The 25,504-nt window shown below is 42.7% G+C and carries 25 protein-coding genes and 1 pseudogene; 15 read left to right on the forward strand and 11 right to left on the reverse strand.

The annotated features are described in order from the left end of the window. The first annotated feature begins 33 nt into the window (after positions 1 to 33). From tuf to HBL79_RS11590, 9 genes are all read left to right on the forward strand, one after another. The gene (gene tuf, locus HBL79_RS11555) at positions 34 to 1,218 is read left to right on the forward strand and encodes an elongation factor Tu (protein ID WP_035689535.1); all 1,185 of its coding nucleotides are present in this window, start codon (positions 34 to 36) and stop codon (positions 1,216 to 1,218) included. Between the two features lie 412 nt (positions 1,219 to 1,630). Then, positions 1,631 to 2,440: an NAD(+) diphosphatase gene (gene nudC, locus HBL79_RS11560; RefSeq protein ID WP_035689348.1), complete on the forward strand. Its 810-nt coding sequence runs from the start codon at positions 1,631 to 1,633 to the stop codon at positions 2,438 to 2,440. 18 nt (positions 2,441 to 2,458) lie between these two features. Further along, positions 2,459 to 3,523: a uroporphyrinogen decarboxylase gene (gene hemE, locus HBL79_RS11565; RefSeq protein WP_035689336.1), complete on the forward strand. Its 1,065-nt coding sequence runs from the start codon at positions 2,459 to 2,461 to the stop codon at positions 3,521 to 3,523. Positions 3,524 to 3,532: 9 nt separating this feature from the next. After that, positions 3,533 to 4,123, forward strand: a complete 591-nt coding sequence (locus HBL79_RS11570; RefSeq protein ID WP_035689339.1) for a YjaG family protein — start codon at positions 3,533 to 3,535, stop codon at positions 4,121 to 4,123. A gap of 158 nt (positions 4,124 to 4,281) precedes the next feature. Next, the gene (locus HBL79_RS11575; RefSeq protein ID WP_017805492.1) at positions 4,282 to 4,554 is read left to right on the forward strand and encodes an HU family DNA-binding protein; all 273 of its coding nucleotides are present in this window, start codon (positions 4,282 to 4,284) and stop codon (positions 4,552 to 4,554) included. Positions 4,555 to 4,711: 157 nt separating this feature from the next. Next, a complete protein-coding gene (locus HBL79_RS11580) occupies positions 4,712 to 5,494 on the forward strand; it encodes a DeoR/GlpR family DNA-binding transcription regulator (protein WP_035689342.1) in 783 nt (260 codons plus the stop codon). 41 nt (positions 5,495 to 5,535) lie between these two features. Further along, positions 5,536 to 7,368 (forward strand): glutamine--fructose-6-phosphate transaminase (isomerizing), encoded by a 1,833-nt coding sequence (gene glmS / locus HBL79_RS11585; RefSeq protein WP_035689345.1) that lies wholly within the window; start codon positions 5,536 to 5,538, stop codon positions 7,366 to 7,368. A gap of 232 nt (positions 7,369 to 7,600) precedes the next feature. Then, positions 7,601 to 7,726 carry a hypothetical protein gene (locus tag HBL79_RS12560; protein ID WP_256730369.1) on the forward strand — a complete coding sequence of 42 codons (126 nt, stop codon included), beginning with the start codon at positions 7,601 to 7,603 and terminating at the stop codon, positions 7,724 to 7,726. Between the two features lie 88 nt (positions 7,727 to 7,814). Then, positions 7,815 to 8,921: an autotransporter family protein gene (locus HBL79_RS11590; RefSeq protein WP_046097239.1), complete on the forward strand. Its 1,107-nt coding sequence runs from the start codon at positions 7,815 to 7,817 to the stop codon at positions 8,919 to 8,921. Between the two features lie 86 nt (positions 8,922 to 9,007). On the opposite strand, the gene pdxH is transcribed toward HBL79_RS11590, so the two are convergent. From pdxH to HBL79_RS11635, 9 genes are all read right to left on the reverse strand, one after another. Next, the gene (gene pdxH, locus HBL79_RS11595) at positions 9,008 to 9,643 is read right to left on the reverse strand and encodes a pyridoxamine 5'-phosphate oxidase (RefSeq protein ID WP_017807543.1); all 636 of its coding nucleotides are present in this window, start codon (positions 9,641 to 9,643) and stop codon (positions 9,008 to 9,010) included. After that, positions 9,640 to 11,046, reverse strand: a complete 1,407-nt coding sequence (locus HBL79_RS11600) for a DHA2 family efflux MFS transporter permease subunit (protein ID WP_035687821.1) — start codon at positions 11,044 to 11,046, stop codon at positions 9,640 to 9,642. Before HBL79_RS11600 ends, pdxH begins: the two co-directional genes overlap by 4 nt. Before the next feature lie 9 nt (positions 11,047 to 11,055). Beyond that, positions 11,056 to 11,577 (reverse strand): molybdopterin-guanine dinucleotide biosynthesis protein MobB, encoded by a 522-nt coding sequence (gene mobB / locus HBL79_RS11605; protein ID WP_017805477.1) that lies wholly within the window; start codon positions 11,575 to 11,577, stop codon positions 11,056 to 11,058. Positions 11,578 to 11,662: 85 nt separating this feature from the next. Beyond that, positions 11,663 to 12,100 (reverse strand): SoxR reducing system RseC family protein, encoded by a 438-nt coding sequence (locus HBL79_RS11610; protein WP_035687823.1) that lies wholly within the window; start codon positions 12,098 to 12,100, stop codon positions 11,663 to 11,665. Next, positions 12,101 to 13,060, reverse strand: a complete 960-nt coding sequence (rseB, locus tag HBL79_RS11615; RefSeq protein WP_035687826.1) for a sigma-E factor regulatory protein RseB — start codon at positions 13,058 to 13,060, stop codon at positions 12,101 to 12,103. 75 nt (positions 13,061 to 13,135) lie between these two features. Continuing rightward, entirely contained in the window at positions 13,136 to 13,711 is a 576-nt protein-coding gene (locus tag HBL79_RS11620; protein WP_046097240.1) for a sigma-E factor negative regulatory protein, read from the reverse strand. Positions 13,712 to 13,756: 45 nt separating this feature from the next. Beyond that, positions 13,757 to 14,332 (reverse strand): RNA polymerase sigma factor RpoE, encoded by a 576-nt coding sequence (gene rpoE, locus HBL79_RS11625; protein ID WP_046097241.1) that lies wholly within the window; start codon positions 14,330 to 14,332, stop codon positions 13,757 to 13,759. A 101-nt stretch (positions 14,333 to 14,433) separates the two neighbouring features. Next, entirely contained in the window at positions 14,434 to 14,682 is a 249-nt protein-coding gene (locus HBL79_RS11630) for an FAD assembly factor SdhE (RefSeq protein ID WP_017805482.1), read from the reverse strand. 83 nt (positions 14,683 to 14,765) lie between these two features. Continuing rightward, the gene (locus HBL79_RS11635; protein ID WP_035687831.1) at positions 14,766 to 15,290 is read right to left on the reverse strand and encodes a hypothetical protein; all 525 of its coding nucleotides are present in this window, start codon (positions 15,288 to 15,290) and stop codon (positions 14,766 to 14,768) included. A gap of 314 nt (positions 15,291 to 15,604) precedes the next feature. On the opposite strand from HBL79_RS11635, the gene HBL79_RS11640 reads away from it, so the two are divergent. Further along, positions 15,605 to 16,360, forward strand: a complete 756-nt coding sequence (locus HBL79_RS11640) for a class I SAM-dependent methyltransferase (RefSeq protein WP_035687834.1) — start codon at positions 15,605 to 15,607, stop codon at positions 16,358 to 16,360. 209 nt (positions 16,361 to 16,569) lie between these two features. Here HBL79_RS11640 and HBL79_RS11645 read toward each other — a convergent pair whose 3' ends face one another. Further along, positions 16,570 to 16,953, reverse strand: coding sequence for a helix-turn-helix domain-containing protein (locus tag HBL79_RS11645; RefSeq protein WP_167316927.1), 384 nt, complete (start codon positions 16,951 to 16,953; stop codon positions 16,570 to 16,572). Between the two features lie 154 nt (positions 16,954 to 17,107). Here HBL79_RS11645 and HBL79_RS11650 point away from each other — a divergent pair, with 154 nt between their 5' ends. From HBL79_RS11650 to HBL79_RS11670, 5 genes and pseudogenes are all read left to right on the forward strand, one after another. Continuing rightward, positions 17,108 to 17,860, forward strand: coding sequence for a DNA methyltransferase family protein (locus tag HBL79_RS11650; RefSeq protein ID WP_035687840.1), 753 nt, complete (start codon positions 17,108 to 17,110; stop codon positions 17,858 to 17,860). Then, entirely contained in the window at positions 17,861 to 19,372 is a 1,512-nt protein-coding gene (locus HBL79_RS11655) for an Eco57I restriction-modification methylase domain-containing protein (protein WP_035687842.1), read from the forward strand. Further along, a complete protein-coding gene (locus HBL79_RS11660) occupies positions 19,362 to 21,842 on the forward strand; it encodes a DEAD/DEAH box helicase (RefSeq protein ID WP_035687844.1) in 2,481 nt (826 codons plus the stop codon). The genes HBL79_RS11655 and HBL79_RS11660 overlap by 11 nt, the downstream gene beginning before the upstream one ends. 311 nt (positions 21,843 to 22,153) lie before the next feature. Then, a pseudogene (rimO, locus tag HBL79_RS11665) lies at positions 22,154 to 23,484 on the forward strand (30S ribosomal protein S12 methylthiotransferase RimO). Then, entirely contained in the window at positions 23,484 to 23,954 is a 471-nt protein-coding gene (locus HBL79_RS11670) for a low molecular weight protein-tyrosine-phosphatase (RefSeq protein ID WP_017805470.1), read from the forward strand. Before rimO ends, HBL79_RS11670 begins: the two are co-directional and overlap by 1 nt. 82 nt (positions 23,955 to 24,036) lie before the next feature. Here HBL79_RS11670 and HBL79_RS11675 read toward each other — a convergent pair whose 3' ends face one another. Next, on the reverse strand, positions 24,037 to 25,464 hold the full coding sequence (locus tag HBL79_RS11675; protein WP_035687850.1) for an FAD-dependent oxidoreductase: 1,428 nt from the start codon (positions 25,462 to 25,464) through the stop codon (positions 24,037 to 24,039). Positions 25,465 to 25,504: the final 40 nt, after the last annotated feature.

A 25,504-nucleotide genomic window follows, 5' to 3' on the forward strand; every position in this document is an offset into this window, starting at 1 on the left:
ATCGATAACCGTGTTTATCTAGAGGGACTCTTAATGTCTAAAGAAAAATTTGAACGTACAAAACCGCACGTAAACGTGGGTACAATCGGCCACGTTGACCATGGTAAAACAACTTTAACAGCAGCGATCACCACAGTATTAGCGAAACACTACGGTGGTTCAGCACGTGCATTTGATCAAATTGATAATGCACCAGAAGAAAAAGCACGTGGTATCACCATCAACACCTCACACGTTGAATACGATACCCCAACTCGCCACTATGCACACGTTGACTGCCCAGGACACGCGGACTATGTTAAAAATATGATCACTGGTGCGGCACAAATGGACGGTGCAATTCTTGTAGTAGCAGCGACAGATGGCCCAATGCCACAAACTCGTGAGCACATCTTATTAGGTCGCCAAGTAGGTGTACCATACATCATCGTATTCTTAAACAAATGCGATATGGTAGATGACGAAGAGTTATTAGAATTAGTAGAAATGGAAGTGCGTGAGCTTCTATCTCAATATGATTTCCCAGGTGATGATACTCCAATCGTACGCGGTTCAGCGTTAAAAGCCTTAGAAGGTGATGCACAATGGGAAGAAAAAATCCTTGAGTTAGCAAACCACTTAGACACTTACATTCCAGAGCCAGAGCGTGCGATTGACCAACCATTCTTATTACCAATCGAAGACGTATTCTCAATCTCAGGTCGTGGTACAGTAGTAACAGGCCGTGTAGAGCGTGGTATTATCCGCACGGGTGATGAAGTAGAAATCGTAGGTATCAAAGAAACTGCGAAAACTACCGTAACAGGTGTTGAAATGTTCCGTAAATTACTTGACGAAGGTCGTGCGGGTGAAAACATCGGTGCATTATTACGTGGTACAAAACGTGAAGAAATCGAACGTGGTCAAGTATTAGCGAAACCAGGTTCAATCACACCACACACAGACTTCGAATCAGAAGTTTACGTATTATCAAAAGAAGAAGGTGGTCGTCACACTCCATTCTTCAAAGGTTACCGTCCACAATTCTATTTCCGTACAACTGACGTAACAGGAACAATCGAGTTACCAGAAGGCGTGGAAATGGTAATGCCAGGCGATAACATCAAAATGACAGTAAGCTTAATTCACCCAATCGCGATGGACCAAGGTTTACGCTTTGCGATTCGTGAAGGTGGTCGTACAGTAGGTGCGGGTGTGGTAGCGAAAATCATCAAATAATGATGATTGCTAGGTAACACTAGAACGTTAAGAGAGGGCATCGAAAGATGCCCTTTTTGCTTGAGGTTGTAACGAAAGAAATGGGGAAAGCTAGAATAAGGAAATTTTCATCTTTATAATTTCTTAGATCTAAAACCTTACCATAGATATTTGACGATTTTCTTTTTGCATAAAGCATAGTAACAAGAATATAAACGGGTATAACTATTTAGTTTTAAATTATTCTGTATTACTTGTATTCGTCATTTTGCCTAATCTTGAGCTTAAGGATTTATGCAATGATAAAATAGTGCGATCAACGTTTAACAACAATAATTTCTCATAGCGAAACCCAAATAAATCTGTAAAATACCCCCTAATTAAACAATTCTATAAACCAAGAAAGTGCGGTGAGTTTTTTATGCGTTTTTTGATGCAACCTCTTTCCCCAGACACGCAGGGCGTTTGGCTTTTAACGCAAGGTTCGGCGATTTATTTAATTGACGGCAAGTTACCCCAAGGGCTGGCGAGTGCGTTTCAGTTGCAAGGGTTGCCAGCAATGGAAATTGGGCGAATGGAGAGGGCAGGCGAAACGCAGCCCCTTTGGTTGGTTGCTGAGCAAGAGCAAGATTGGCGGGAATATACCTCGTTACGCAGTCAGCTTCATTTGCCCGAAATACAATTTAATTTGTTAAATCGAGGTGTGGAAATTAACCATTTTCTGAAAACGCACCGTTTTTGCGGGCGATGTGGTTCACCGATGGCGATGGTGGGGGAAGAGTTAGCATTGCAATGCAAAAATGCCGCTTGTTCGCACCGCACTTACCCTGTGATTTGTCCCTCTATTATTGTAGCAGTGCGGAGAGGGAAGCAGATTTTGCTCGCCAATCATTTGCGTCATCAGCAGGAAAAAATGTACACCACTTTGGCAGGATTTGTGGAAGTAGGCGAAAGTTTTGAGCAAACCGTTGAGCGAGAAGTGTTTGAGGAAACGGGGATTAAGGTGAAGAATATCCGCTATTTTGGCAGCCAGCCGTGGGCGTTTCCAAATTCGCAAATGGTCGGATTTTTAGCTGATTACGCGAGCGGTGAGATCACCTTGCAAGAAGCGGAGCTAAGTGATGCACAATGGTTTGCCTATGATGAACCCTTGCCAACCTTGCCACCAGAAGGCACGATTGCCCTAAAATTGATTAACCAAACCCTTGCACTTTGTGCGGAACACGACAAAAGTGCGGTCTAAAAAAGAAAGGATTTTTTGATGTTTGAACTAAAAAATGATCGCTATCTGCGAGCATTATTGCGTGAACCTGTGGATATGACCCCCGTGTGGATGATGCGTCAAGCGGGGCGTTATTTGCCAGAATACAAAGCCACCCGAGCGACAGCGGGGGATTTTATGTCCCTTTGTCGTAATGCGGAGCTGGCGTGCGAAGTTACGCTTCAGCCTTTACGCCGTTATGCTCTTGACGCAGCAATTTTATTTTCTGATATTCTCACCATTCCCGATGCAATGGGCTTGGGCTTAAGTTTTGGGGCAGGAGAGGGCCCGAAATTTGCTCGCCCAATCGAAAATAAAAGTGCGGTGCAAAATTTGCCTATTCCTGATCCTGAGCAGGAATTGCAATATGTGATGAATGCAGTGCGAACCATTCGCCGTGAACTTAAAGGTGAAGTGCCGTTGATCGGTTTTTCGGGTAGCCCTTGGACGCTTGCCACCTATATGGTTGAGGGCGGGAGCAGCAAAGCCTTCACCAAAATCAAAAAAATGCTCTATGCCGAGCCAGAAACTTTGCATTTATTATTAGATAAACTTGCCGATGCGGTCGCCCTTTATCTTAATGCTCAAATTAAAGCGGGAGTGCAGTCGGTAATGATTTTTGATACTTGGGGCGGCGTGTTGGGGCATCGTGAGTATCTCGAGTTTTCCTTGCAATATATGCAAAAAATCGTTGAAAACCTGATCCGCCAAAATGAGGGGCGGAAAGTACCAGTTACCTTGTTTACCAAAGGTGGCGGGTTGTGGCTGGAAGCCATTGCGGATACGGGCTGTGATGCGATTGGGCTAGATTGGACTGTAAATTTAGCTGAGGCGAAAAAGCGTGTTGGACATAAAGTCGCTTTGCAAGGCAATATGGATCCCTCTGTGCTTTATGCTTCACCAGCTCGGATTGAGCAAGAAGTGCGGTCAATTTTGGCGGATTTTGGCGAAGGCAGCGGCCACGTTTTCAATCTCGGACACGGTATTCATCAAGATGTACCCGAAATTAGCCCGAAAGTTTTCGTTGATGCCATTCATCAATATTCCCAAGCCTATCATAAATAAGGGGAAACAATGCGTAATCCGATTCATAAACGTTTAGAAAATTTGGTGAGCTGGCAACATCTCACCTTTATGGCGTGCTTATGTGAGCGAATGTTGCCTAATTTTCAGCTTTTCTGCCAAGTAACGGAACAGCCTGCTCAAGCGAAGGTTTATCAAAATATTTTGAACCTTGTTTGGGAACATTTAACGGTGAAAGGGGCAAATATTAATTTCGATCATCAACTGGAAAAATTTGAAGCCATTATTCCTGATGTGAATGACTACGAGTTTTACGGCATCGTTCCCGCTATTGAGGCTTGCGAGGGGCTTTCTGAGCTATTGCATAGTTTAATTGCCGGCGAAACGTTGGAACGTGCGATTCAACTGAGCTTGATTTCCTTACAAACCGTGATTGGGGCATTGGAACAGGAAGAAGAGCGTGAGTTTTCCGAACAAGAATTGAAAACTAATGCCTATGTTGAACAAGAGCTTGATGTGCAGTGGCAGATCTACCGCCTGTTAAAGGATTGCGAAGAGCGAGATGTGGCGTTGATTTTATCCTTAAAAAATGAAATTCGGGCTGAGGGCGTATCAAATATTGGTATAGAATTTAAGCAATAATGTGATTTAGCTAACATTTTTCACTGAGATTGCTTTGCTTTATTCTTAACTTAGAGTATGCTTTATCGCACTGTGTATTCAGTTATTTATGATTGCATTTGGTGTTAAGAGTTTTCTTAACAAGTTTAATATTATCGAAATAGAGAAGGTACTAATTTATGAACAAAACGGATTTAATTGATGCGATTGCAAGTGCAGCAGAGTTAAATAAAAAGCAGGCTAAAGCGGCATTAGAAGCAACTTTAGACGCGATTGCTGGTAGCTTAAAAGCAGGTCAGCCAGTTCAATTAATCGGCTTTGGTACATTCAAAGTGAACGAGCGTAAAGCACGTACAGGTCGTAACCCACAAACAGGTGCAGAAATTCAAATTGCTGCATCAAAAGTGCCAGCGTTTGTTGCTGGTAAAGCATTAAAAGATGCGATCAAATAATTCATTGTCCTTATTTTCTAACCCTGCGTAATGCAGGGTTTTTTGTCTATACGATTTAAAAAAACAGTTGCTTTGTTTTCCTTAACAAACTTTCTATTTACATTTGCCTTTTCTTTCTATAACATTCCGAACCGAAATTTAAATCTGATTAAAGATTATGAAACGAAATATTCAACCCAGAAATACGCAACAACGCCGTCATCGCATCGTGCAATTATTGCAAAGCCAAGGCGAAGTGAGTGTGGAACAGCTTGTACAGTTATTTGAAACCTCAGAGGTAACCATTCGTAAAGATCTCACCGCACTTGAGGCAAATGGGGTGTTAGTACGTCGTTATGGCGGTGCAATCCTAATGCCACAGGAATTGCTCGATGAAAGCCAAGATGAACCGCTTTCGAATCGAAAGTTAGCGATCGCCAAATATGCGGCTGAACGCATTACGGATCATAACCGCATTATTATTGACAGCGGCAGCACAACAGCAGCCCTCATTCATCAGCTCAACAAAAAGCAGGGATTGGTGGTGATGACGAATTCTTTGTCGGTAGCGACCCAATTGCGTGCATTAGAAAATGAGCCAACGCTATTGATGACAGGGGGGACTTGGGACACCCGTTCGGAATCGTTTCAAGGGCAAGTGGCGGCACAGGTGTTGCGTTCATATAATTTCGATCAGCTTTTCATTGGGGCGGACGGCATTGATTTAGAGCGTGGCACGACCACCTTTAATGAATTAGTGGATTTAAGTCGCGTGATGGCAGAAGTTTCCCGTGAAGTGATTGTGATGGTGGAATCACAAAAAATTGGCAGAAAAATGCCGAATATCGAATTAACTTGGCAGCAAATTGACGTGTTAGTTACCGATAATGCGTTGCCAGCGGAAATTAAGCAACAAATTGAATCGCAAGGCGTGGAAGTGATCTGCGTAAGTGCGGTGTAAATTTTGACTATTTTTTACAAACTTACAACAAAGGAAATGTTATGTGTGGAATTGTGGGTGCAGTAGCACAACGTGATGTGGCGGAAATTTTAGTCGATGGCTTACATCGTTTGGAATACCGTGGTTATGATTCAGCGGGTATCGCGGTGCTAGATGCAAATCATCATATGCAAATCGTACGCCGTGTAGGTAAAGTGAAAGCCTTAGATGAAGCCCTAGAAGCCCATCCAATTTTAGGGGGAACAGGCATCGCTCACACCCGTTGGGCAACCCACGGCGAGCCATCAGAAGCCAATGCTCACCCGCATCGCTCAGGTAAAATTGCCGTTGTGCATAACGGGATTATCGAAAATTATGAAGAATTGCGTGAAGAATTACAAAAACGCGGTTATAAATTTCTTTCTCAAACTGACACCGAAGTGATCGCACATTTAGTGGAATGGGAATACCGCACCGCTAGCTCATTATTAGAAGCTGTGCAAAAAACCGTGGCACAATTGCGTGGGGCATATGGCACAGTGGTAATGCACCAAGATGAACCTGAGCATTTAATCGTAGCACGTTCTGGCAGCCCATTGGTTATCGGTTTAGGTGTGGGTGAAAACTTCCTAGCTTCCGATCCTCTAGCGTTATTAAGCGTAACACGTCGTTTTATCTACTTAGAAGAAGGCGATGTGGCGGAAATTTCTCGCCGTGATGTACAAATTTTTGATGCACAAGGCAATGCCGTTGAGCGTGAAATGCACGAAGGGCATTTTGAAGCGGACGCCGCAGACAAAGGGCAGTATCGCCACTATATGCAAAAAGAAATTTTTGAACAGCCCGTTGCGATTATGAATACCCTAGATGGGCGTATCGTTAATGGTAAAGTCAATATTGATGCCATTGGTCCTAATGCGGCAGAAATCTTGCAAAAAGTGGAGCATATTCAAATTGTGGCGTGCGGAACCTCATACAACGCGGGAATGGTGGCACGCTATTGGTTTGAATCGATCGCAGGCGTAAGCTGTGATGTGGAAATCGCCTCCGAATTTCGCTATCGCAAATTCGTTACTCGCCCAAATAGCCTGCTGATCACCCTTTCTCAATCAGGGGAAACGGCGGATACTTTAGCGGCATTACGCTTAGCCAAAGAATCAGGTTATATGACCGCAATGACAATCTGTAACGTGGCAAGTTCTTCTTTAGTACGCGAATCAGATTTCGCCTTTATGACCCGTGCGGGCGTGGAAATTGGCGTGGCATCAACCAAAGCCTTTACCACTCAATTAACCTGTTTATTATTATTAAATGCGGCAATTGGGCGTTTAAAAGGCACAGTGAGCGAAGAACAAGAACATCACATTGTACAGGCTTTACAACGTTTGCCAGCACAAATTGAAAGTGCGTTAGTTTACGATAAACAAATTGAAAAATTATCGGAAGATTTCGCTGATAAACATCACACCTTATTCTTAGGACGTGGCGAGTTTTACCCAATCGCAATGGAATCTGCCTTGAAATTGAAAGAAATTTCTTATATTCACGCTGAAGCTTACGCGGCAGGCGAACTCAAACACGGGCCTCTTGCCTTAATTGACAGCGATATGCCGGTGATTGTGGTTGCGCCAGAAAATGATTTACTTGAAAAAGTGAAATCAAACATTGAAGAAGTGCGTGCCAGAGGGGGACAACTTTATATCTTTGCTGATCACGATGCAGGCTTCAGCGATGATGAAGGCTTCAAAACCATTGTGTTACCTAAAGTTGATGAGGTAACTGCACCAATTTTCTATACCGTGCCGTTACAACTCCTCTCTTACCACATTGCTTTAATCAAAGGCACAGACGTGGATCAACCACGAAACCTTGCGAAAGCGGTAACGGTGGAATAGGCAGGTATAGTAAATAAGGAAAAATAAAGTGCGGTCATTTTGTTATCTATTTTTATGACGAATGTTCGTAATAAAAAGGGAATTAACAAAACTGTAACAATCTTTCCGAATTTTGTAGATAAAATCTGTGATTTTTCTCACAAATTCATAAAGTATGCTTTACCCCCCCCCCCCGAAATTACTTATAATAAGGTATTCATACCATTGGTTATTTTTATTTTTGGAGGGGGAAATGAAAACAAATTTAAAAACTTGGCTTGCTGTTTTAGGGCTTGTTAGTTTAGTAATGCCAAACGTTGTTATTGCGAAGGAGGAGGATCGTGGTGGCATATCGTTAGAAGAGTTTAAAGGGGGTTGATGAAGAACTAGATTATTGCAAAAATACATCAGAACCAGAAGCAGAGGAATGGTGTACTAAAAAAAATCTTGAAGAATACTTTAAAGGGATGCTTGAGAATATTGAATATGAAGACGAGCGTGAAGAAGCCCTCAAATATGCGAAAGAGAAAGGGTACGATTTAGACGAATCACCAGAACCTGAAGAACCAGAAACACTACCAGATTCAGGAGCATCAATACCTCAACCACCGACCCAACCAAGCCAACCGCAACAACCAACAATGTCTTGGCTGGCACTGGCACCGAGAGTGAATTTAGAACAGGGATTTGCGAGCGTACGCACCTTACACGAAAGACGGGGTGAGAACAGGGAATTGAAGGAAACAGAAGGTCAGCCTTGGGGCAGAGTGTTAGGGGATTATTTGACGCAAAAAGGAGATGAAAATGCGTCATTTAAGTTGCGAGATTATGGATTTCAATTAGGTTATGACCGCATAGAGAAGAAAGAAGCGGGGCATAGATTAACGGGGATATTTGCGGGTTATCGAGTAGGTAAAGCGAAATTCTATGGTGAAGATGAGAATAAGCACCTCCTCTATCAAGGAAAACTTCGCACCCATCATTTCCATCTAGGAGCGGAGCATACCCGTTATGCAAAAGATGGCGGTTATGTGGATTTAGTGGGATTGATGTCTTATTTCAGAAATCAGTACCAAGCACGTTTAGAGGGAGAAAAAGTAAGATATAGTGGTTTTGGGGTATTGTTCTCAGTAGAAGCGGGTAAGCCTTTCGCAGTGAGTTCGTCAGAAGAAAAAATAGGGTGGTTTATAGAGCCTCAAGCCCAATTGATTTATCAATTTATTGCCTCGAAGAATCCGAACGATAAGATAGAGATGTCAAATAGCAATGCGTTGCGAGGCCGTGTAGGCGTTCGGGTTGTGCGTAATAGAGCGTTAGATGATGAATGGCAAGCACGTTCCCTTTATGCGGTTGCGAATATTTGGAAAGATTTTTACAATCGCACGGGAGTTCGGATTAATGATGTGAAATTTGAACAAGGTTATGGGAATCTATGGTGGGAAGCAGGAGTAGGGTTGCAATTGCCTTTATCTCGTAAGCTGTATTTGTACACGGATGTACGTTATGAGCAACGATTTGGTCATCGAGCTGGTCATCACGGCTATAGAGGGGTGATTGGGTTGAAATATAATTAATTTTTCAATGGTAAAAACTGGTCCGAAAAAATACCGCACTTTTATAGGCATTTGACTTAGAAGTGCGGTGTTTTTTTATGCTGTTTTTAGGGAGATAACCGATCTTTCTGCCATTCTTGTTCACTGATGCGTAAATAACGAATACGATCATGTAGGCGACTTGGGCGACCTTGCCAGAACTCGATCATATCTGGCAACACAATATAGCCACCCCAATGGGCTGGTCGAGGCACGTTAATTGGGTGCTTGGCGGCAAACATTGCCGCTTTGGCGAGCAAAAATTCTTTACTGGAAAGCACCGCACTTTGTTCACTTGCCCAAGCACCAATTCGGCTTGTGTAGGGACGGCTAGCGAAGTATTCATCAGAGAGGGCTTCGGGTAGGCGTTCTACACGCCCTTCGATACGCACTTGGCGTTCCAATTCTGCCCAGAAAAAAGTGAGGGCAGCAAAAGGATGCTGACTAAGTGCCTGCCCTTTGCGACTGAGATAATTGGTGAAAAAAATAAACCCCTGAGGTGTGGTTTGTTTTAAAAGCACCATTCGGCTATTGGGCTTGCCGTTTTCGTCCACTGTGGCAAGGTTCATCGCGGTAGGCTCATTGACTTTAGCATTCATCGCTTCATTCAGCCATTGGTCGAAAAATGCCATTGGCTCAGCGGGGCAAAGGGATTTTGATAAACTTTTTTGACTGTATTCTTGGCGAATGTTTTGTAAGTTCATTCTGCCTCCTTTGGTTTTTCTATCTGTAGATTATTTCCGTCTTGCTTTTTAAGCCCTCTTAGAATCAGAACTAAAACAATGCCAAACAAGCTAGAAGTAAGAAAAGTATAACTAAACGCATTTTGTAATTGTTCGCTATTATCGCTTAATAAATTACGATAAACACCTAAGATCACGGAAGAAACAGCAATACCGATACCAATACCCACTTGCTGAATAATGCTTAACATTGTAGACCCCGCACTGGCGTTGCTTTCTGATAAATCCCCCACCGTTAAGGTGTTCACGGCAGTGAAACTCACCGACATACAGCCTCCATACACTAATAAGATCAGTACCATTTGCCAAACAGGTGTTTGCTGTTGTAATAGGCTCATTGTGGCGATAGTCAAAGTCATTAAAACGCCTGTTCCAATTAATGTCTTTTTATAACCAAACCGAAATAAAATAGGTTTAATAAGGGGCTTAAACGCCATTGAACTTACGGCGATGGGGACCATCAGCCAGCCTGCCATTTCGGGGCTATAATGGAAAACCACTTGTAACATTAAAGGCAATAAAAATGGTACGCCAGAGCCACATAATCGAATAAACAAATTGGTGATAAACCCTAGACGAAAGGTTCTAATTTGAAAAAGCGAAAGGGGAAGTAATGGGTGTGCAATTTGTTTAGCATAATAAATATAAGCGAAAAGAAACATCACCCCAGATGTTAAGACAGTTGTATCAATCCAAGGGGTAGTAAAATGTTCCGCAACTAAATCTAAACCGAGCGTTACGCCCACTAGTCCCCCAGCAAATAAAATAAACCCTATGATGTCTAAAGGTAGCGATTGGCCTTTGATATTTGGCATTGCATATTTTGCCAATAACATCCCCGCTAATCCGATAGGAATATTAATCAGGAAAATCCAATGCCAAGTTAAATAAGTAACAATTAGCCCGCCTAATACAGGGCCGAGAATTGGCCCGATAAGCCCTGCCATTGCCATAATATTCCACGCATTGAGTAACTGATTTTTTGGCACAGTGCGAATAATGGCTAGACGTGCTACAGGCATCATTAATGCCCCGCCTAGACCTTGTAAGATCCGCGAGAAAACAAGGACACTAAGAGAATATGAAAAAGCACAAGCGATTGAGCCGAGGACAAAAATAGCAATCGAAACTCGAAATACATTCAATGTGCCGTATTTATCGGCCAACCAACCACTTAAAGGAATAAATAAGGCGACGGTTAAGGCATAGCTAATAATGGCCAATTGCATATTCAGTGGCGATTCATTTAAGTTTTGTGAAATAGTGGGTAATGCTGTATTAAGTATCGTTGCATCAAGGGTTTGCATAAAAAAAGCCATCGCGGCAATCCAAGCTAACCCCGTATAAGTTTTTTGTTCTGTCATAAAATTTCGTTATTTTTGACCGCTCTTTAATAAAGCGTGATGTTGTTGATACCAGTGAAAAATAAACTGTGCAATCTGTTCTATATGGTTAATGTTCAACAGGGGAACGGGAGTTTGCAAAGAGTAATCTGTTGCAAGGGCGATGACGTTTCCGTCTAATTCAGGTAAGGGCTTTGTCATCTCCTGACGATGCAACAGAATTTTGGCGATAGGCTCATTTTTAAATCCTTCCACCAAAATGAGATCGACAAGTTGCGGATCAAACTGTTCCGCTAAATAGGCTAAATTCACAGGCGATGCGGTTTCCGTCATTAATGCCCAACGATGATCACAAGCCATCATCACTTGACTTGCCCCCGCCTCTTTCATTCGCCAGCTGTCTTTTCCTTCTTTATCCACTTGAGCATTATGATGGCTGTGCTTAATCACAGCTACCCGCAATCCTAAGTTTGCGAGTTGGGGCAACAGTTTTTCTAACAAGGTGGTTTTGCCACTGCCACTATATCCTGTAATTCCAAGCATTGGAGGCATATTTTGTCCTTACTATGATAAAAAAGGAAAGTGGTATTATGATAACCTATTTTAAAAACACTGTGATCTTCGTAGCTAAAGAAAATTAGCTTTTTAGCACTCTGAGAAAAATGGGCTGGAAAGTCGCTTTTTTCTGCCATCTCGCTCCCACTTTTCTTACAACGCAAAAAGCAAGTGCGGTGCAAAAAAGCATAAAAATTCCTTGCTCTATTTCAGTTTGAAATAGCTTATCCGCGATTAAGGTAGAAATAACTAAGGTTAATAGAGGAAAAAAGTAAACCAATAGACTAGATGCAATCAGCGAGCGTTCCATTATGCCAATTTCGATAATCTGCCCCGCTTTAACAGGGGTGAGGGTTTCCACTTCAAAAAAATGTTCAGTCCCTGTGCCGTTAAGTTCAGCCAGTGCTGCTGAACCACAAGCGGATTTTGCTACACAGCTCCCACAAGCACTTTGCGATTGGCATTTCACTTGAGCAATACCAGATTGATAAGCAATGACCACCGCACTTTCTTTCAACATTTATTTCACCTTAATGTCTTGCACAATTCGTTTCGCTGTAGAGATCGGCAGTTGCCCCACAAAGGTGAATTCATTCTCACCAAAGGTTTCGCTATAAAAGGTTTTTGTCCCATTCCACCAACCATTTTGAGCATCATTAGGTAAAATCGCCGTACTACGATAAAGGGTAAAAGAGAACAAGCCATCGCTATATAACAGTGCTTCGATCCGTTGCTCGTCGTTTGTTTCCACACTACGATTAATTAATTTAAATCCATTGGGTAGCCAGCTTGGTTGCCAATTAAACGCCTCTTGGGTAGGTTGAAAGGTAGTTTTATCATTAATTAATGCTGGAAATCCCATATGATTTATCGCATTAAGTAAATCTTCAATGTGTTCCCCTTGGTATAAATTGACAACACGAAACTGTTCCAACAGATTATTTTCTCGATCTAACACATCACTACGCAGCAATAAGTGACTTTGTTCATCAATAAATACCACATATTGATAACGAAAATCATCTTTCGGCAAAATACGAATGGTCTGCACCACTTTATTTGCAATGCGGTTGCGTCCGATATAAGTAAAATCATAATGTGTACTTAAGACATCAAGATTGCTCCACATAATCGCCGGCAGGCTGTCTACAATATGGGTTGCATTGATGGAAAACGGTGAATAATTAGGTTGGAAATAGCTCACCACATTATCACGCTGGACAATTTGCAATGGCATTCCATCTAAGGTTAGAAGCTGAGCATAGGTTTTTCCATCTTGATAAATATGGCTATAACGTAGCGATGCCATATTCGGTGTGGTTTGTACAAAAGCCATTTCATAATTAAGCTGAGTTCCCGCTCGTTGCATTTCATCAAGCAGTTGGCGAGGTTGAATATCGGCAGGATCAGTTGCCCATAGTGATGCTGCTGTCAATAGCACTAAAGAAAGTGCGGTGATTTTTTGGAACGTTTTTAACATCGTAATTCACAAAAAAAGAGGAACAAACAAATTCACCACCAAAATGGTGGTGAATAACCTAACTTTCAATTCGCATTATTTTTGATTTTGTAAATTCAAACTATCGGCATAAATGCGTTTTTGCAATTCATAACTTTGTAACATTGAGTCAATACGTTTATTTTTTTGCTCAACTTGCTCTGGTGTAATGACTTCCTGAGTTGGCATATTATAGCTTACTTCTTGTACAGAATTAGTAAAGGGCAAAGTTTGCAACACAGGAGCATCTTGGTTATCTTTATTACTATTCGTCATAAAACTTTGCACGCCCATTACCGCCACTAAACACACGCCCGCTGCCACGGCAAATTGAGTCATTGGCATAAACCACGCTTTCAGTTTTTGCATAAATGGCGATTGCGCAGTTTCTTCTGGCATTGGTTGAGAAACCATCGGTTGTGCCACCACAATTTCTTCTTGCTCAATTAAATCTGCCATTTTTGCAGTGAAATCCGCACCCAATAATACTTCACTTTCCTGACGCATTACTGCACGAATAGTATGAAAATTTGCCCAGGATTTTTGTAAATCAGCATCTTGGCAAAGTTTTTCTGTCATTGCCTCGCTGATTTGTTCGCCATCAATGTAAGCGGAAAGTTGCTCTTTTTGCATTGTAAACTCCAGGGTTTTCTCTTTTTTAATGTTATTAATCTTGTATTAGCCTTGAAGAAGGGGTTGAATTTTATTTTCGATAATCTCCCTTGCGCGGAAAATGCGCGAACGCACCGTTCCTACTGGGCAATTCATAATATCGGCAATTTCTTCATAACTTAGCCCCTCTAACTCACGCAAGGTGATGGCGGTTTTTAAGTCTTCTTGCATACTATGAATGGTATCAAAAATGATCTTCTTCAATTCACTGGATAACATTTGATTTTCAGGCGTATCCACGTCCCTTAAATTTGTTCCCACATCATAGGACTCTGCCTCATCAGCCAAAATATCTTCATTCGGCGGGCGGCGACCTTGTGCGGTTAAATAATTCTTTGCCGTATTCACGGCAATACGATATAGCCAAGTGTAGAAAGCACTATCACCGCGGAATGATTCAATAGAGCGATATGCTTTAATGAATGATTCTTGTACAACATCGGGAATATCATTCGGTGAAACATAACGGGTTAATAACCCTGCCACCTTATTTTGATAACGCGATACCAACAAATTGAATGCTTTCTTATCTCCCTGCTGTACCCTTTCTACCAAAGCCTGATCTGTTAGCTGTTCAGCCATATAACCTCTTATATACCTCTAACAAGCCTTGATACACAAGACAGCAAGCTTGTGTTCTATTAGAGGAAAAAAAATCGTAAAAGTTCAAATTTTTTATCAAATTAGTTTGATAATTTTTCTTGTATATAGTCCACCATTTGCTGTAATTCAAGGTCAGGGGCAGGCGTTCGGTTAAAAAACCACGAAAAAAGTTGTAAATCTGTTGCGGCTAATAAACGCACAAAAGTGGCTTTTTGGGCATCATCTAAGTGATCAAAATGTTGCTGGAAAAATGGCATAATCACTTTATCTAACTCCAGCATTCCACGCCGACAATCCCATTCCAAACGAAATTTATGATATTCTGCCATAGCTATTCTCTATTTTTTATTGAATAAATTTTTTAACGAGTTCAAACAAAAAACCGGTCATATAACCGGTTATAAAAAGAACATTATTTTTCGACACAAATTTTTAAAATTTGATCATTGCCTTGTGCGATATATTCATCATCAGCGGATTTTGCTTTGCCTTTTTGTAAATCTAACATCGCATCGTAAATCCCTTGTGTAACACTTGGTGTTTCAATCTGTGGCCAGCAATTTGTACTTAAGCGATTAAAATTATTCTGTAATTCTGCCGCAAACAAAACACCACTGTAATAGGCATAGATTTGGCTATCTACGCCATTGCTTTGATACAATTTGGCTTTTACCTCATCAAGTGGCACAAGAATACGGTTGCGATACCAATCATTGACTCCACTAGAAAAAGAATTGACATCAAACCCCTCATTCACTCGCCCTGAATAGGTTTGTACCGTTGCTGCATAAGCTGCTGCATAGGACTTTTGATCAATTTTATCTTGATCCAAATTGATCACTTTTTTTTCATTATTCACAAAAGGAATATAGGAAGAAACGGAAGAACATCCTGCGATGGTTGTCGCCATCATTACTGTAAAAAGAACTCTAAACATAGAAACCCATTTTTAGTCATAAAAGTGGTTTTATTATACTGATTATAGATAGAAGAAAAAGCCTAAATTGTAGGATTTATTGTCTGTATGAAGTTTTATGATTTAGGGATTTAGGGCGAGTAACTATTTTATAAGGCGAGAAATTATTCAATCAGCCGTAGGGGTATATCGCATACGCCCCTTAGCGTGAATTTTTGCATAGGCAATTTCTCTAAAAAAATTAGCGTTTATATTCAAAAGTGCGGTATAAAATAAGAACAAATTTCATTTACAAATGAAAATTGGTATGATTGAGCAAAAACACGGGAGGTTATATGAAAAAAGAAGAAGTGGGGCATAATTTTTTGGCTCGTTTAGGGAAAACTCGTTTACGCCCTGGTGGTCGTAAGGCGACGGAGTGGTTAATCGCCAATGGGGATTTCAGCCAAGATAAAAAAGTGCTGGAGGTGGCGTGCAATATGGGGACAACCGCCATTGAACTGGCGAGTAAATTTGGTTGTCAGATTGAGGGCGTGGATCTTGATGAAGTTGCTTTAGAAAAAGCACGCAAGAATATCGCGGAAAAAGGCTTGCAAGATAAAATTCACCTTCAGCGTGCTAATGCGATGAAATTGCCTTTTGAGGATAACAGCTTTGATATTGTGATTAACGAAGCGATGCTCACGATGTTGCCTCTCGAAGCCAAAATGAAAGCGGTGCGGGAATATTACCGTGTGTTGAAGCCCAATGGCTTTTTGCTCACCCACGATGTGATGCTCACCACAGAAAATAGCGAAGAAGTGATCCAACAGTTGCGTGAGGCGATTAATATCACCGTTACCCCGCTCAGCAAACAGGGTTGGAAGTCTGTTTTTTTAGAGGCGGGTTTTCGCAATGTGGAAACCTATTCGGGCGAAATGACCTTGCTTTCGCCAACGGGAATGATTTATGACGAGGGGTTACTTGGCACGGCGAAAATTATCACCAATGCCTTGAAGCCTGAAAATCGTCCGACATTCCAAAAAATGTTTAGGGTGTTTAACGATCCTGAGAAAAAACTCAACTTTATCGCAGTATGTAGCCAAAAATAGGGGAAAAATACGGCAGGCAACAAGCCGAAGTGCGTATCGTTAATACGGCGAAAGAATGCAGTATTATTTGAAAATCAAAGAATAGGCGGTTCAGTTCAAAATTAAGCAAGGCGTTGAGCTGCCTCAATACAATGAGTACGACAAGGCAAGCTAACGCCGTATCATATTGAAACCAAAAGATAAAAACAAAGGGCGAGATATTCGCCCTTTTATTTTTGCTTTTTGTTATAGCGTTCTGCCAGTGCCACAATCACTTCTCGCACCACATTTTTTTGCATTTCGGGCAGGGTTAAAAATTGATGAAATAAGGCTTTATCTTGCTCTTCAGCCAGTTTTTCCCAGTGGTAAGCTTTAGGTTTTCCCATTCGTCTAAGTTCGCCTTCTTGTAGTTTTTGTAGCGTATCAGGTGGCACAAGATAACTCAAATTCACATTCAAAATAGTCGAAAGCACCCTTAATTTATCTAATCTTGGGATCATTTTGCCGTTTAGCCATTGTGAGGCGGTTTGCGGTGTAATGTGTTGCCCGTAATAGTTTAAATTAAAGATGATTTCTAATTCCGAAGGTTTTGGTGGAAAGCCTTTTTTTTTCATTGCTTTCTTTAAATTGTCAGCAAATTTTTCTTTTTCATTCATAGCGTGGCAAAGCTATCAGGCAGTGCTTTTAATGATGAAAGTGATATTGTTTAAACTTTAAAAAAGATCAATAATACTTTCAAAAATTTTTAATTTAACTCTTGATAATTAAATGAAAAACGAAAAACAAATAGTTTCAAAGAAACGTGTGGCGGATCACGGGGAAGTTTACACCAGAGAGCAAGAAGTGAATGCAATGCTTGATTTGGTGAAGTTACAAACCCAATCGTTAGCTGCCACTTTTCTTGAACCGGCGTGCGGAACGGGCAATTTTTTGATCGAAATTCTACGCCGCAAATTAGCCGTTGCCGCTGAAAATTACCAAACCAAAGGCAAACGCGGAAAGCATATCGCCCCGCCGAGCCAGCTTTCCTATGAACGAGATTTAATCCTCGCGGTGAGTAGCATTTACGGCATTGAATTGCTTAAAGATAACGTGCAAGCCTGCCGCCAACGCCTGTTTGACTTCGCCGCCGCGGAATACGCACGGCTTTTTCCGCACAGCCAAAAAACCGCGTGCTTAGAAGCGATTGAATGTCTATTGCATTTTAATATCGTTTGGGGCAACGCTTTAACAATGGAAGTGGAAGCCCCACGCCAGACCATTCCCCTTGAGGGCTTGGTGAGCGAAGAAGACAAAGAGCGGTCAAAAAAAGCGATCATTTTTTACCAATGGAGCTTCATCACCGATCGCAAAATCAAACGCGTTCCCTTTATTTACTGGGGGTTGGTGGGCAGAGAATATCAGCCCAATGCCACCAGCACGCTGCCGCACCCTTACCGCACGGTTTTTCAATCTAGCCTTTGTGATTTTTTACAACTGAAACAGCACTATGCCTCTGAATATCTGCCAAGTGAGAACTAAATGACGATTAAAAATTACAACCCCGATGTACTTTCTTGCATTGCCAATTTGTCGAGCGATGAAGTGTTCACCTCACCGCAATTAGCTAATAAAATGTTGGATTTAATCCCACCGCACTTTTTTTGCGACCCAACGAAAACCTTTCTTGACCCCTGCAGTAAATCGGGCGTGTTTTTACGCGAAATCGCCAAACGCCTGATTAAAGGCTTGGAAAGCCATTTCCCCGATTTGCAGACACGGTTAAACCACATTTTTACCAAGCAATTATTCGGCATCGGCATCACCACCCTCACCGCTCAACTGAGCCGCCGCAGCCTTTATTGTAGCCGTGAAGCGAACGGTCAATATTCTGTCTGCACCGCCTTTGATGACGAAAACGGCAATATTTTCTACCGCACTTTAGCCCACCAATGGGAAAACGGGCGTTGCACCGAATGTGGAGCGAGCCAAGAGGTATTCGATCGTGATGACAAGCTAGAAAGCCACGCCTACCATTTTATTCATTCTTACAGCCCATTTTTTGAACAGTATAAACATATGAAATTTGACGTGATTATCGGCAACCCGCCTTACCAGCTCAGCGATGGCGGCGCGCAAGCCAGTGCCAGACCCATTTATCAAAAATTTGTTGAACAAGCCAAAGCCTTACAACCTGAATATTTAGTGATGATTATCCCCGCTCGTTGGTATGCGGGCGGCAAAGGGCTTGATGAATTTCGCTCCGCAATGTTGCAAGACCAACAAATTCGCCAGTTGCACGATTTCCCCAATTCGCAAGATTGCTTTACGGGCGTGGAAATTAAAGGCGGTGTATGCTATTTCCTTTGGCAAAAAGGCTCAATGGGGGAGGCGGAAATTTTCACTTATGAAAGCAATAATGTTATTTCACAAACTCGCCGTTATTTACAAGAAGAAAATATGGATATTTTTATCCGAAGTAATGAGGCTGTTGCGATTTATCATAAAGTGAAAGCCTTGGCTGAGCCGAGCTTTAGCCAATGGGTGAGTTCGCGTAAGCCTTTTGGCTTTGATACCAAGTTTAAAGGCTATGCCAAAACCAAAGATAATCAGGTGAAATATTATGCCAATAAAGCGATAAATTATGTGAGCCGCGGTGAGGTGAAAAATAATAAGGATTGGATCGATCGTTACAAATTATTTGTGCCGAAAGCCATTGGCTCAGGGGATAGCCGAGAAGATTTAGTCAAACCCATTTTAGGCGAGCCAAATTCCTGTTGCTCAGAAACCTATCTCGTTTTTGGACCGTTCAATGATGAGCAAACGGCAAAAAATGTCATTTCTTACATTCAAACCAAATTCTTTCATTTTATGCTGACCTTAAAAAAGAACACGCAAGATGCGACCAAAAAAGTTTACGAATTTATCCCAATGCAAGACTTCACCCAATCTTGGAATGATGAAAAACTCTATGCCAAATATGGCTTAAACGCCGAAGAAATCGCTTTTATCGAAGCAATGGTTCGCCCAATGGAGAGAAACGATGTCGAATGATTTATTGCTACCCCTACAACAACCGAAAATTTACGCTTACAGCGATGTGCGTTTCCCCCAAATGCTTAAAGTGGGTTACACCACCCGCAAAGTCGCCGATCGCATTGCCGAGCAATACCCCGTTAAAACGCCTAATCAAAGCTATCAGCTTGAGCTTGAGGAATTGGCATTGCGTGATGACGGCTCTTATTTTACCGATCACGATGTGCATCAGGCGTTAGCCAAAATGGGCGTGCAACGGGCAGAGGGCGAATGGTTTCATTGTGATGTAGAACAGGTGCAAGCCGCTATTGTGGCAGTTCGCAACAGAAAACCGCCCAAAAAACACCGCACTTTAGATTTCAAAATGCGTCCCGAACAGCAAGAAGCGGTGCAACGAACAAGGGCATATTTCACCGCTTTCGCCGCCGACCCAAGAAATGCCAACAAAGAGCCGAAATTTTTATGGAACGCCAAAATGCGTTTTGGTAAAACTTTCGCCACTTATCAACTGGTGAAACAAATGGCGTGGCGGCGGGTGTTGATCCTCACCTTTAAACCTGCGGTAAAAACCGCGTGGCAAGAGGATTTGCAACGGCATACGGATTTCACCGAATGGCAATTTTTAGCCAAAGAAAATATGGATGAGTGGGAAGCAGTGAAACAACAAAGCGAAGCCTTGCACAAGCCGCTGATTTGTTTTCTTTCCTTGCAAGATTTGCACGGACGCACCGCCAAAGGCAAAGTGAAAGCCCGCAACCGCTGGATTTATGACATCAACTGGGATTGCGTAGTGTTCGATGAATATCACTATGGCGCGTGGCGGAATAAAACCAAAGAACAATTTGATGACGGCGAGCTGAGTACGGAACTTAGCGATCAAATCGAGTTCGATCAAGATTTCTTAGGGCTAACCACCCATCATTATCTTTACCTCTCAGGCACGCCATTTCGTGCGTTGAATAATGGCGAATTTATCGAAGAACAGGTGTTTAGCTGGACATACAGCGATGAACAGCAAGCCAAAATGCAATGGGGCAACAAGCCCGACAACCCTTATCGTGCCTTGCCAAAAATGGTGATGATGACCTATCAAATGGCGGAAGATTTGCGTGTGGTAGCAGAAAAAGGCGAGAACAACGAATTTGATTTAAACGAATTTTTCGCCACCACAGGCGAGGGTGAACACGCTCAATTCAAACATCAAGACGCGGTGCAAAAATGGCTTAACTGGTTGCGTTATGGCGGTGAACATCAGCTGAATTTGCGTTTAGACCCGCCGCCAATGCCGTATAGCGATGTGAATTTGCTGGCGAATTTATTGCATACTGTCTGGTTTTTGCCCACGGTTACCAGTTGTTTTGCAATGCGAAATTTGTTAGCGATGCCTCAAAATCAGTTTTATCACGATTATAACGTGGTGGTGGCAGCGGGTTCGCAAGCGGGCATTGGTGAAAAAGCCTTGCCACCTGTGCGAAAAGCCATTGGCGATAATCCGCTACAAAATAAAAGCATTACCCTCAGTTGCGGAAAATTGCTGACGGGGATTTCTATTCCTGAATGGTCGGGCATTTTTATGTTGTGTAATCTGAAAAGCCCCGAAACCTACTTCCAAGCCGCCTTTCGTGTGCAAACCCCTTGGGTGATGCGTGATGATAATCAGCAAGAAACCGTGATTAAAGATTATTGCTATGTGTTTGATTTTGCACTAAATCGCGCCTTAACCCAAGTGAGTGATTACAGCACCAAGCTCAACCCGAAAGAGGACAATCCCGAAAAACAAGTGGCGGAGTTTATCCACTTCTTGCCCGTGATTTCCTATGACGGCGGTTCAATGAAACGCTTTGATGCAGGCGATATTTTGGATTATACCCTAAGCGGCATTACCGCCACCTTGCTTGCCCGCCGTTGGGAAAGTGCAATGCTGGTGAACGTGGACAACCTCACCCTCGACCGCCTGCGAAACAGCCCTGAAGCGATGGACGCATTGGCAAAAATTGAGGGCTTCCGCTCACTAAATCAGGATATTCAAACCATCATCAACCGCACCGAAGCGGTGAAGAAAACCAAAACTGAAGCGGAAAAAGAGGGACGAGATCTCACCCCTACGGAGAAAAAAGAGGTGGACACTGCAGAAAAAGAACGCAAATCCTTACGCAAACAAATTCAGGAAAAACTGATCAAATTTGCTACCCGCGTTCCCGTGTTTATGTACCTCACCGACTTCCGCGAACATAGCTTGCGAGAGGTGATCGAAGTGCTAGAACCTGAGCTTTTTTTCACCGTAACGGGCTTGACGCAAAAAGATTTCCAACTGCTGGTGAACCTTAACGTCTTCAACCAATCGCAAATGAACGAAGCTGTTTTCAGCTTCAAACGCTACGAAGACGCCAGCCTCGAATACACGGGAATCCGCAAACACCAAGGCGACTATATGGGTGGCTACGACACCGTCATCAGCAAAGAAGAATTTCAGGGATTGGCGAGGTAGGTAGCACAAGAAATGAAAAGTGCGGTGCAAAAATTCATAGAATTTACACCGCACTTTTATTTTTTTATATTTTTTCCGTGTAGGCTAAAAATAGGACAAGGCAATGAGCATAGTCGAATGCAGCGTACATTATGCTGTAAAGAAAGTCGCCTCAGATTAGACTAAAATCAAATGGGTAAGGTTTTTGTGTTTATGGATAAATAGTTAGCAATAAAGTACAGTGCTTTGTTAGTAAATTTATCCCCTCTTATCGCCTTTTGCAGATGAATTTTGTACAATGCAACGTTTTGAGTGATTATTGAGATTATTGTATGAGTTCAGCACCAAATATTGGTTTTATTAGCTTAGGTTGTCCTAAGAATTTAGTGGATTCAGAGCGTATTTTAACGGAGTTGCGTTCTGACGGATATAACATTATTCCGAGTTATGAAAATGCCGATTTAGTGATTGTTAATACCTGCGGATTTATTGACAGTGCGGTGCAAGAGTCGCTAGAAGCGATCGGCGAAGCATTGGAAGAAAACGGCAAGGTGATTGTAACTGGCTGTTTGGGAGCGAAAGAAGATCGCATTCGTGAAGTTCACCCAAAAGTGTTGGAAGTGACTGGCCCTCATAGCTATGAAGCGGTGATGGAGCAAGTGCATAAATATGTGCCAAAGCCTGCCCATAATCCTTATATCAGCCTTGTGCCAGCGCAAGGGGTGAAGCTCACGCCAAAACATTATGCTTATTTGAAAATTTCTGAAGGCTGCGATCATCGTTGTACGTTCTGCATTATCCCGTCAATGCGGGGCGATTTAGACAGCCGTCCGATTACGCAAGTGTTAGATGAAGCCAAACGCCTTGCCGATGCGGGCGTGAAAGAGTTGCTTATCGTGTCGCAAGATACCTCTGCTTATTCTTTAGATCAAAGCAAAGAAAATCAAAACAAGACGGTTTTCTGGAACGGCAAGCCGATTAAAAACAATCTCATCAGCCTGTGCGAGCAGTTGGCAACCTTAGGCATTTGGGTACGTTTGCATTATGTCTATCCTTATCCGCACGTGGATAATTTAATTCCACTAATGGCGGAGAGCAAAATCTTGCCGTACTTGGATATTCCATTACAGCACGCTAGCCCGAAAATTCTCAAAGCGATGAAACGCCCCGGTTCAATCGATCGCACCCTTGAACGAATTAAAAAATGGCGTGAAATTTGCCCTGAATTAACCTTGCGTTCTACCTTTATTGTGGGCTTCCCGGGGAAACGGAAGAGGATTTCCAACAGCTTTTAGATTTCTTGCAAGAAGCACAATTAGATCGTGTTGGCTGTTTTAAATTTAGCCCGGTAGAAGGTGCGGTCGCTACAGATATGCCAGATCAAGTGCCAGAAGAGGTAAAAGAAGAACGCTTCCACCGCTTTATGCAAGTGCAACAAGCCATTTCCGCACAGCGTTTACAACAAAAAATTGGCAAAACGCTGCCCGTGATTGTGGACGAAATTGACGAAGAGGGCATTATCGGACGCTCAATGGCAGACGCACCAGAAATTGATGGCGTGGTTTATGTGGATAACCTGTCAAACCAAGCGGTAAGCGTGGGGCAAGTGATTAACGTTACCATCACACAAGCGGACGAATATGATTTATGGGGAACGTGCTAATGACAGTGAAGGTGCTTTTTGTCTGCTTGGGGAACATCTGCCGTTCCCCAATGGCAGAATATCTTTTCCGCGAAAAAGTGAAACAAGCAGGGCTAGCCGATAAAATCCTCTGCGACAGTGCGGGGACATCAGGCTGGCACGATGGCGAAGATATGCACTGTGGCACAGCAGAAACCCTTGAATTACATCATATTGATAACAAAGGTTTTACTAGCCGAAAAGTGCGGTCAAAAGATTGGCAGGATTTTGATTACCTCATCGCAATGGACGATCAAAACCTTGTAGATCTGGAAAAATTATTTGGTCATCACCCCGAAAAATTGTTCCAAATCACCCAACTTTGCCCAAACCTTGGTATCGATCATATCCCCGATCCTTGGTACACCAAAAATTTCGAGCAAACTTATGAATTATTGGATCAGTGTTGTGATGCGTTATTGGCGATGATCCGAGAAAAATCATCATTGTAATAGCTTTTTTCTTTCACTATGAAATAAAGGGGAGATAGTCTCCCCTTTAGATTTAGAATAACAAAGTAGCAGTTTATACTTACTATAGCTCAAGATATTCCAGAATACTCCTTGCCGCATCACGTCCTTCAGCAATGGCGGTAACAACGAGATCTGAGCCTCGTGTAATGTCGCCGCCCGCAAAGACTTTTGGATTTGCGGTTTGTTGGGCTAATTCGCCACTGGCTTCAATGCGTCCACGTTTATCGGTGGTTACGCCGATGTTTTCAAGCCAAGGCATTGAATGTGGGGCGAAACCGAAAGCGATGATTACCGCATCACAAGGGATAATTTCTTCGCTGTTTGGAATAATTTCGGCTTGGCGGCGACCATTGGCATCAGCAGCACCGAGCTGAGTTTTTACAATTTTCAGCCCTGTTACATAGCCACGCTGATCGGTTTGCACGGCGAGCGGTTCGGCTTCAATTTCAACAGGTTGAGCGTTAAATTGGAATGCCGCACCTTCTTCTTTTGCATTGGTATATTCTTTACGGCTACCCGGCATATTTGCCGCATCACGGCGATAAACGCAAGTTACTGCATTGGCATTTTGACGTACCGCTGTTCGCACGCAGTCCATTGCGGTATCGCCCCCACCAAGCACTACCACCCGTTTGCCTTCCATTGAAACATAATTAGGGGCTTCTAAGCCCATTAAGTGCTGGGTGTTAGCGATAAGATAAGGCAATGCAGAATACACCCCTTGAGCATCTTCATTCGGGATATTGGCTTTAATGCCTTGGTATGTGCCTACGCCAAGGAAAACCGCGTCATAATCTCGCACAAGATCATCAAGTGCTACATCTTTGCCGATTTCTACCCCAAGTTTGAACTCGATCCCCATTTCGCTAAAAATCGTACGGCGGCGAACCATTACCTCTTTTTCTAATTTGAACGCGGGAATGCCGAAAGTGAGCAAGCCGCCGATTTCTTGTTGGCGTTCGTAAACCGTAACATCAACGCCATTGCGAATGAGCAAGTCAGCACAGCCTAATCCCGCAGGCCCTGCCCCGACAACCGCAACGCGTTTCCCCGTTTTAATTACGTTGGAGAGATCGGGTTTCCAGCCCATTTCAAAGGCTTTTTCGGTAAGGTATTTTTCCACATTGCCGATGGTTACTGCACCAAATTCAGCGTTGAGCGTGCAAGATCCTTCACATAGGCGATCTTGCGGGCAAACGCGACCGCAAACTTCAGGCAGGCTGTTGGTGGAATGGGCAAGCTCAACAGCTTCTAAAATGCGATCTTGATAAACTAAGCGTAGCCAGTTGGGAATGTTGTTGTGTAGCGGGCATTTGTGTTGGCAATAAGGGTTGCCACACTCAAGACAGCGATCGGATTGCGAGCTGGCTTGGGCTTCGCTAAAGATTTGATAAATCTCGATAAATTCTGTTTTTCTTTCATTTAATGGAATTTTCGCAGGATCAACACGCGGGAGATCAATAAATTGGTAAACATTATCGTGGCTCATTTTTTCTTCCTTTCTATTTTGGTAAAGTGCGGTGTGTTTT

The sequence above is a fragment of the Avibacterium paragallinarum genome (assembly GCF_011765605.1).
In the GTDB taxonomy this organism is placed as follows: Bacteria; Pseudomonadota; Gammaproteobacteria; order Enterobacterales; family Pasteurellaceae; genus Avibacterium; species Avibacterium paragallinarum.

Coding starts and splice junctions, on each gene's coding strand:
- tuf (WP_035689535.1), top strand. CDS start 34: ATGTCTAAAGAAAAATTTGAACGTACAAAACCGCACGTAAACGTGGGT.
- nudC (WP_035689348.1), top strand. CDS start 1,631: ATGCAACCTCTTTCCCCAGACACGCAGGGCGTTTGGCTTTTAACGCAA.
- hemE (WP_035689336.1), top strand. CDS start 2,459: ATGTTTGAACTAAAAAATGATCGCTATCTGCGAGCATTATTGCGTGAA.
- HBL79_RS11570 (WP_035689339.1), top strand. CDS start 3,533: ATGCGTAATCCGATTCATAAACGTTTAGAAAATTTGGTGAGCTGGCAA.
- HBL79_RS11575 (WP_017805492.1), top strand. CDS start 4,282: ATGAACAAAACGGATTTAATTGATGCGATTGCAAGTGCAGCAGAGTTA.
- HBL79_RS11580 (WP_035689342.1), top strand. CDS start 4,712: ATGAAACGAAATATTCAACCCAGAAATACGCAACAACGCCGTCATCGC.
- glmS (WP_035689345.1), top strand. CDS start 5,536: ATGTGTGGAATTGTGGGTGCAGTAGCACAACGTGATGTGGCGGAAATT.
- HBL79_RS12560 (WP_256730369.1), top strand. CDS start 7,601: ATGAAAACAAATTTAAAAACTTGGCTTGCTGTTTTAGGGCTTGTTAGT.
- HBL79_RS11590 (WP_046097239.1), top strand. CDS start 7,815: ATGCTTGAGAATATTGAATATGAAGACGAGCGTGAAGAAGCCCTCAAA.
- pdxH (WP_017807543.1), bottom strand. CDS start 9,643: ATGAACTTACAAAACATTCGCCAAGAATACAGTCAAAAAAGTTTATCA.
- HBL79_RS11600 (WP_035687821.1), bottom strand. CDS start 11,046: ATGACAGAACAAAAAACTTATACGGGGTTAGCTTGGATTGCCGCGATG.
- mobB (WP_017805477.1), bottom strand. CDS start 11,577: ATGCCTCCAATGCTTGGAATTACAGGATATAGTGGCAGTGGCAAAACC.
- HBL79_RS11610 (WP_035687823.1), bottom strand. CDS start 12,100: ATGTTGAAAGAAAGTGCGGTGGTCATTGCTTATCAATCTGGTATTGCT.
- rseB (WP_035687826.1), bottom strand. CDS start 13,060: ATGTTAAAAACGTTCCAAAAAATCACCGCACTTTCTTTAGTGCTATTG.
- HBL79_RS11620 (WP_046097240.1), bottom strand. CDS start 13,711: ATGCAAAAAGAGCAACTTTCCGCTTACATTGATGGCGAACAAATCAGC.
- rpoE (WP_046097241.1), bottom strand. CDS start 14,332: ATGGCTGAACAGCTAACAGATCAGGCTTTGGTAGAAAGGGTACAGCAG.
- HBL79_RS11630 (WP_017805482.1), bottom strand. CDS start 14,682: ATGGCAGAATATCATAAATTTCGTTTGGAATGGGATTGTCGGCGTGGA.
- HBL79_RS11635 (WP_035687831.1), bottom strand. CDS start 15,290: ATGTTTAGAGTTCTTTTTACAGTAATGATGGCGACAACCATCGCAGGA.
- HBL79_RS11640 (WP_035687834.1), top strand. CDS start 15,605: ATGAAAAAAGAAGAAGTGGGGCATAATTTTTTGGCTCGTTTAGGGAAA.
- HBL79_RS11645 (WP_167316927.1), bottom strand. CDS start 16,953: ATGAAAAAAAAAGGCTTTCCACCAAAACCTTCGGAATTAGAAATCATC.
- HBL79_RS11650 (WP_035687840.1), top strand. CDS start 17,108: ATGAAAAACGAAAAACAAATAGTTTCAAAGAAACGTGTGGCGGATCAC.
- HBL79_RS11655 (WP_035687842.1), top strand. CDS start 17,861: ATGACGATTAAAAATTACAACCCCGATGTACTTTCTTGCATTGCCAAT.
- HBL79_RS11660 (WP_035687844.1), top strand. CDS start 19,362: ATGTCGAATGATTTATTGCTACCCCTACAACAACCGAAAATTTACGCT.
- HBL79_RS11670 (WP_017805470.1), top strand. CDS start 23,484: ATGACAGTGAAGGTGCTTTTTGTCTGCTTGGGGAACATCTGCCGTTCC.
- HBL79_RS11675 (WP_035687850.1), bottom strand. CDS start 25,464: ATGAGCCACGATAATGTTTACCAATTTATTGATCTCCCGCGTGTTGAT.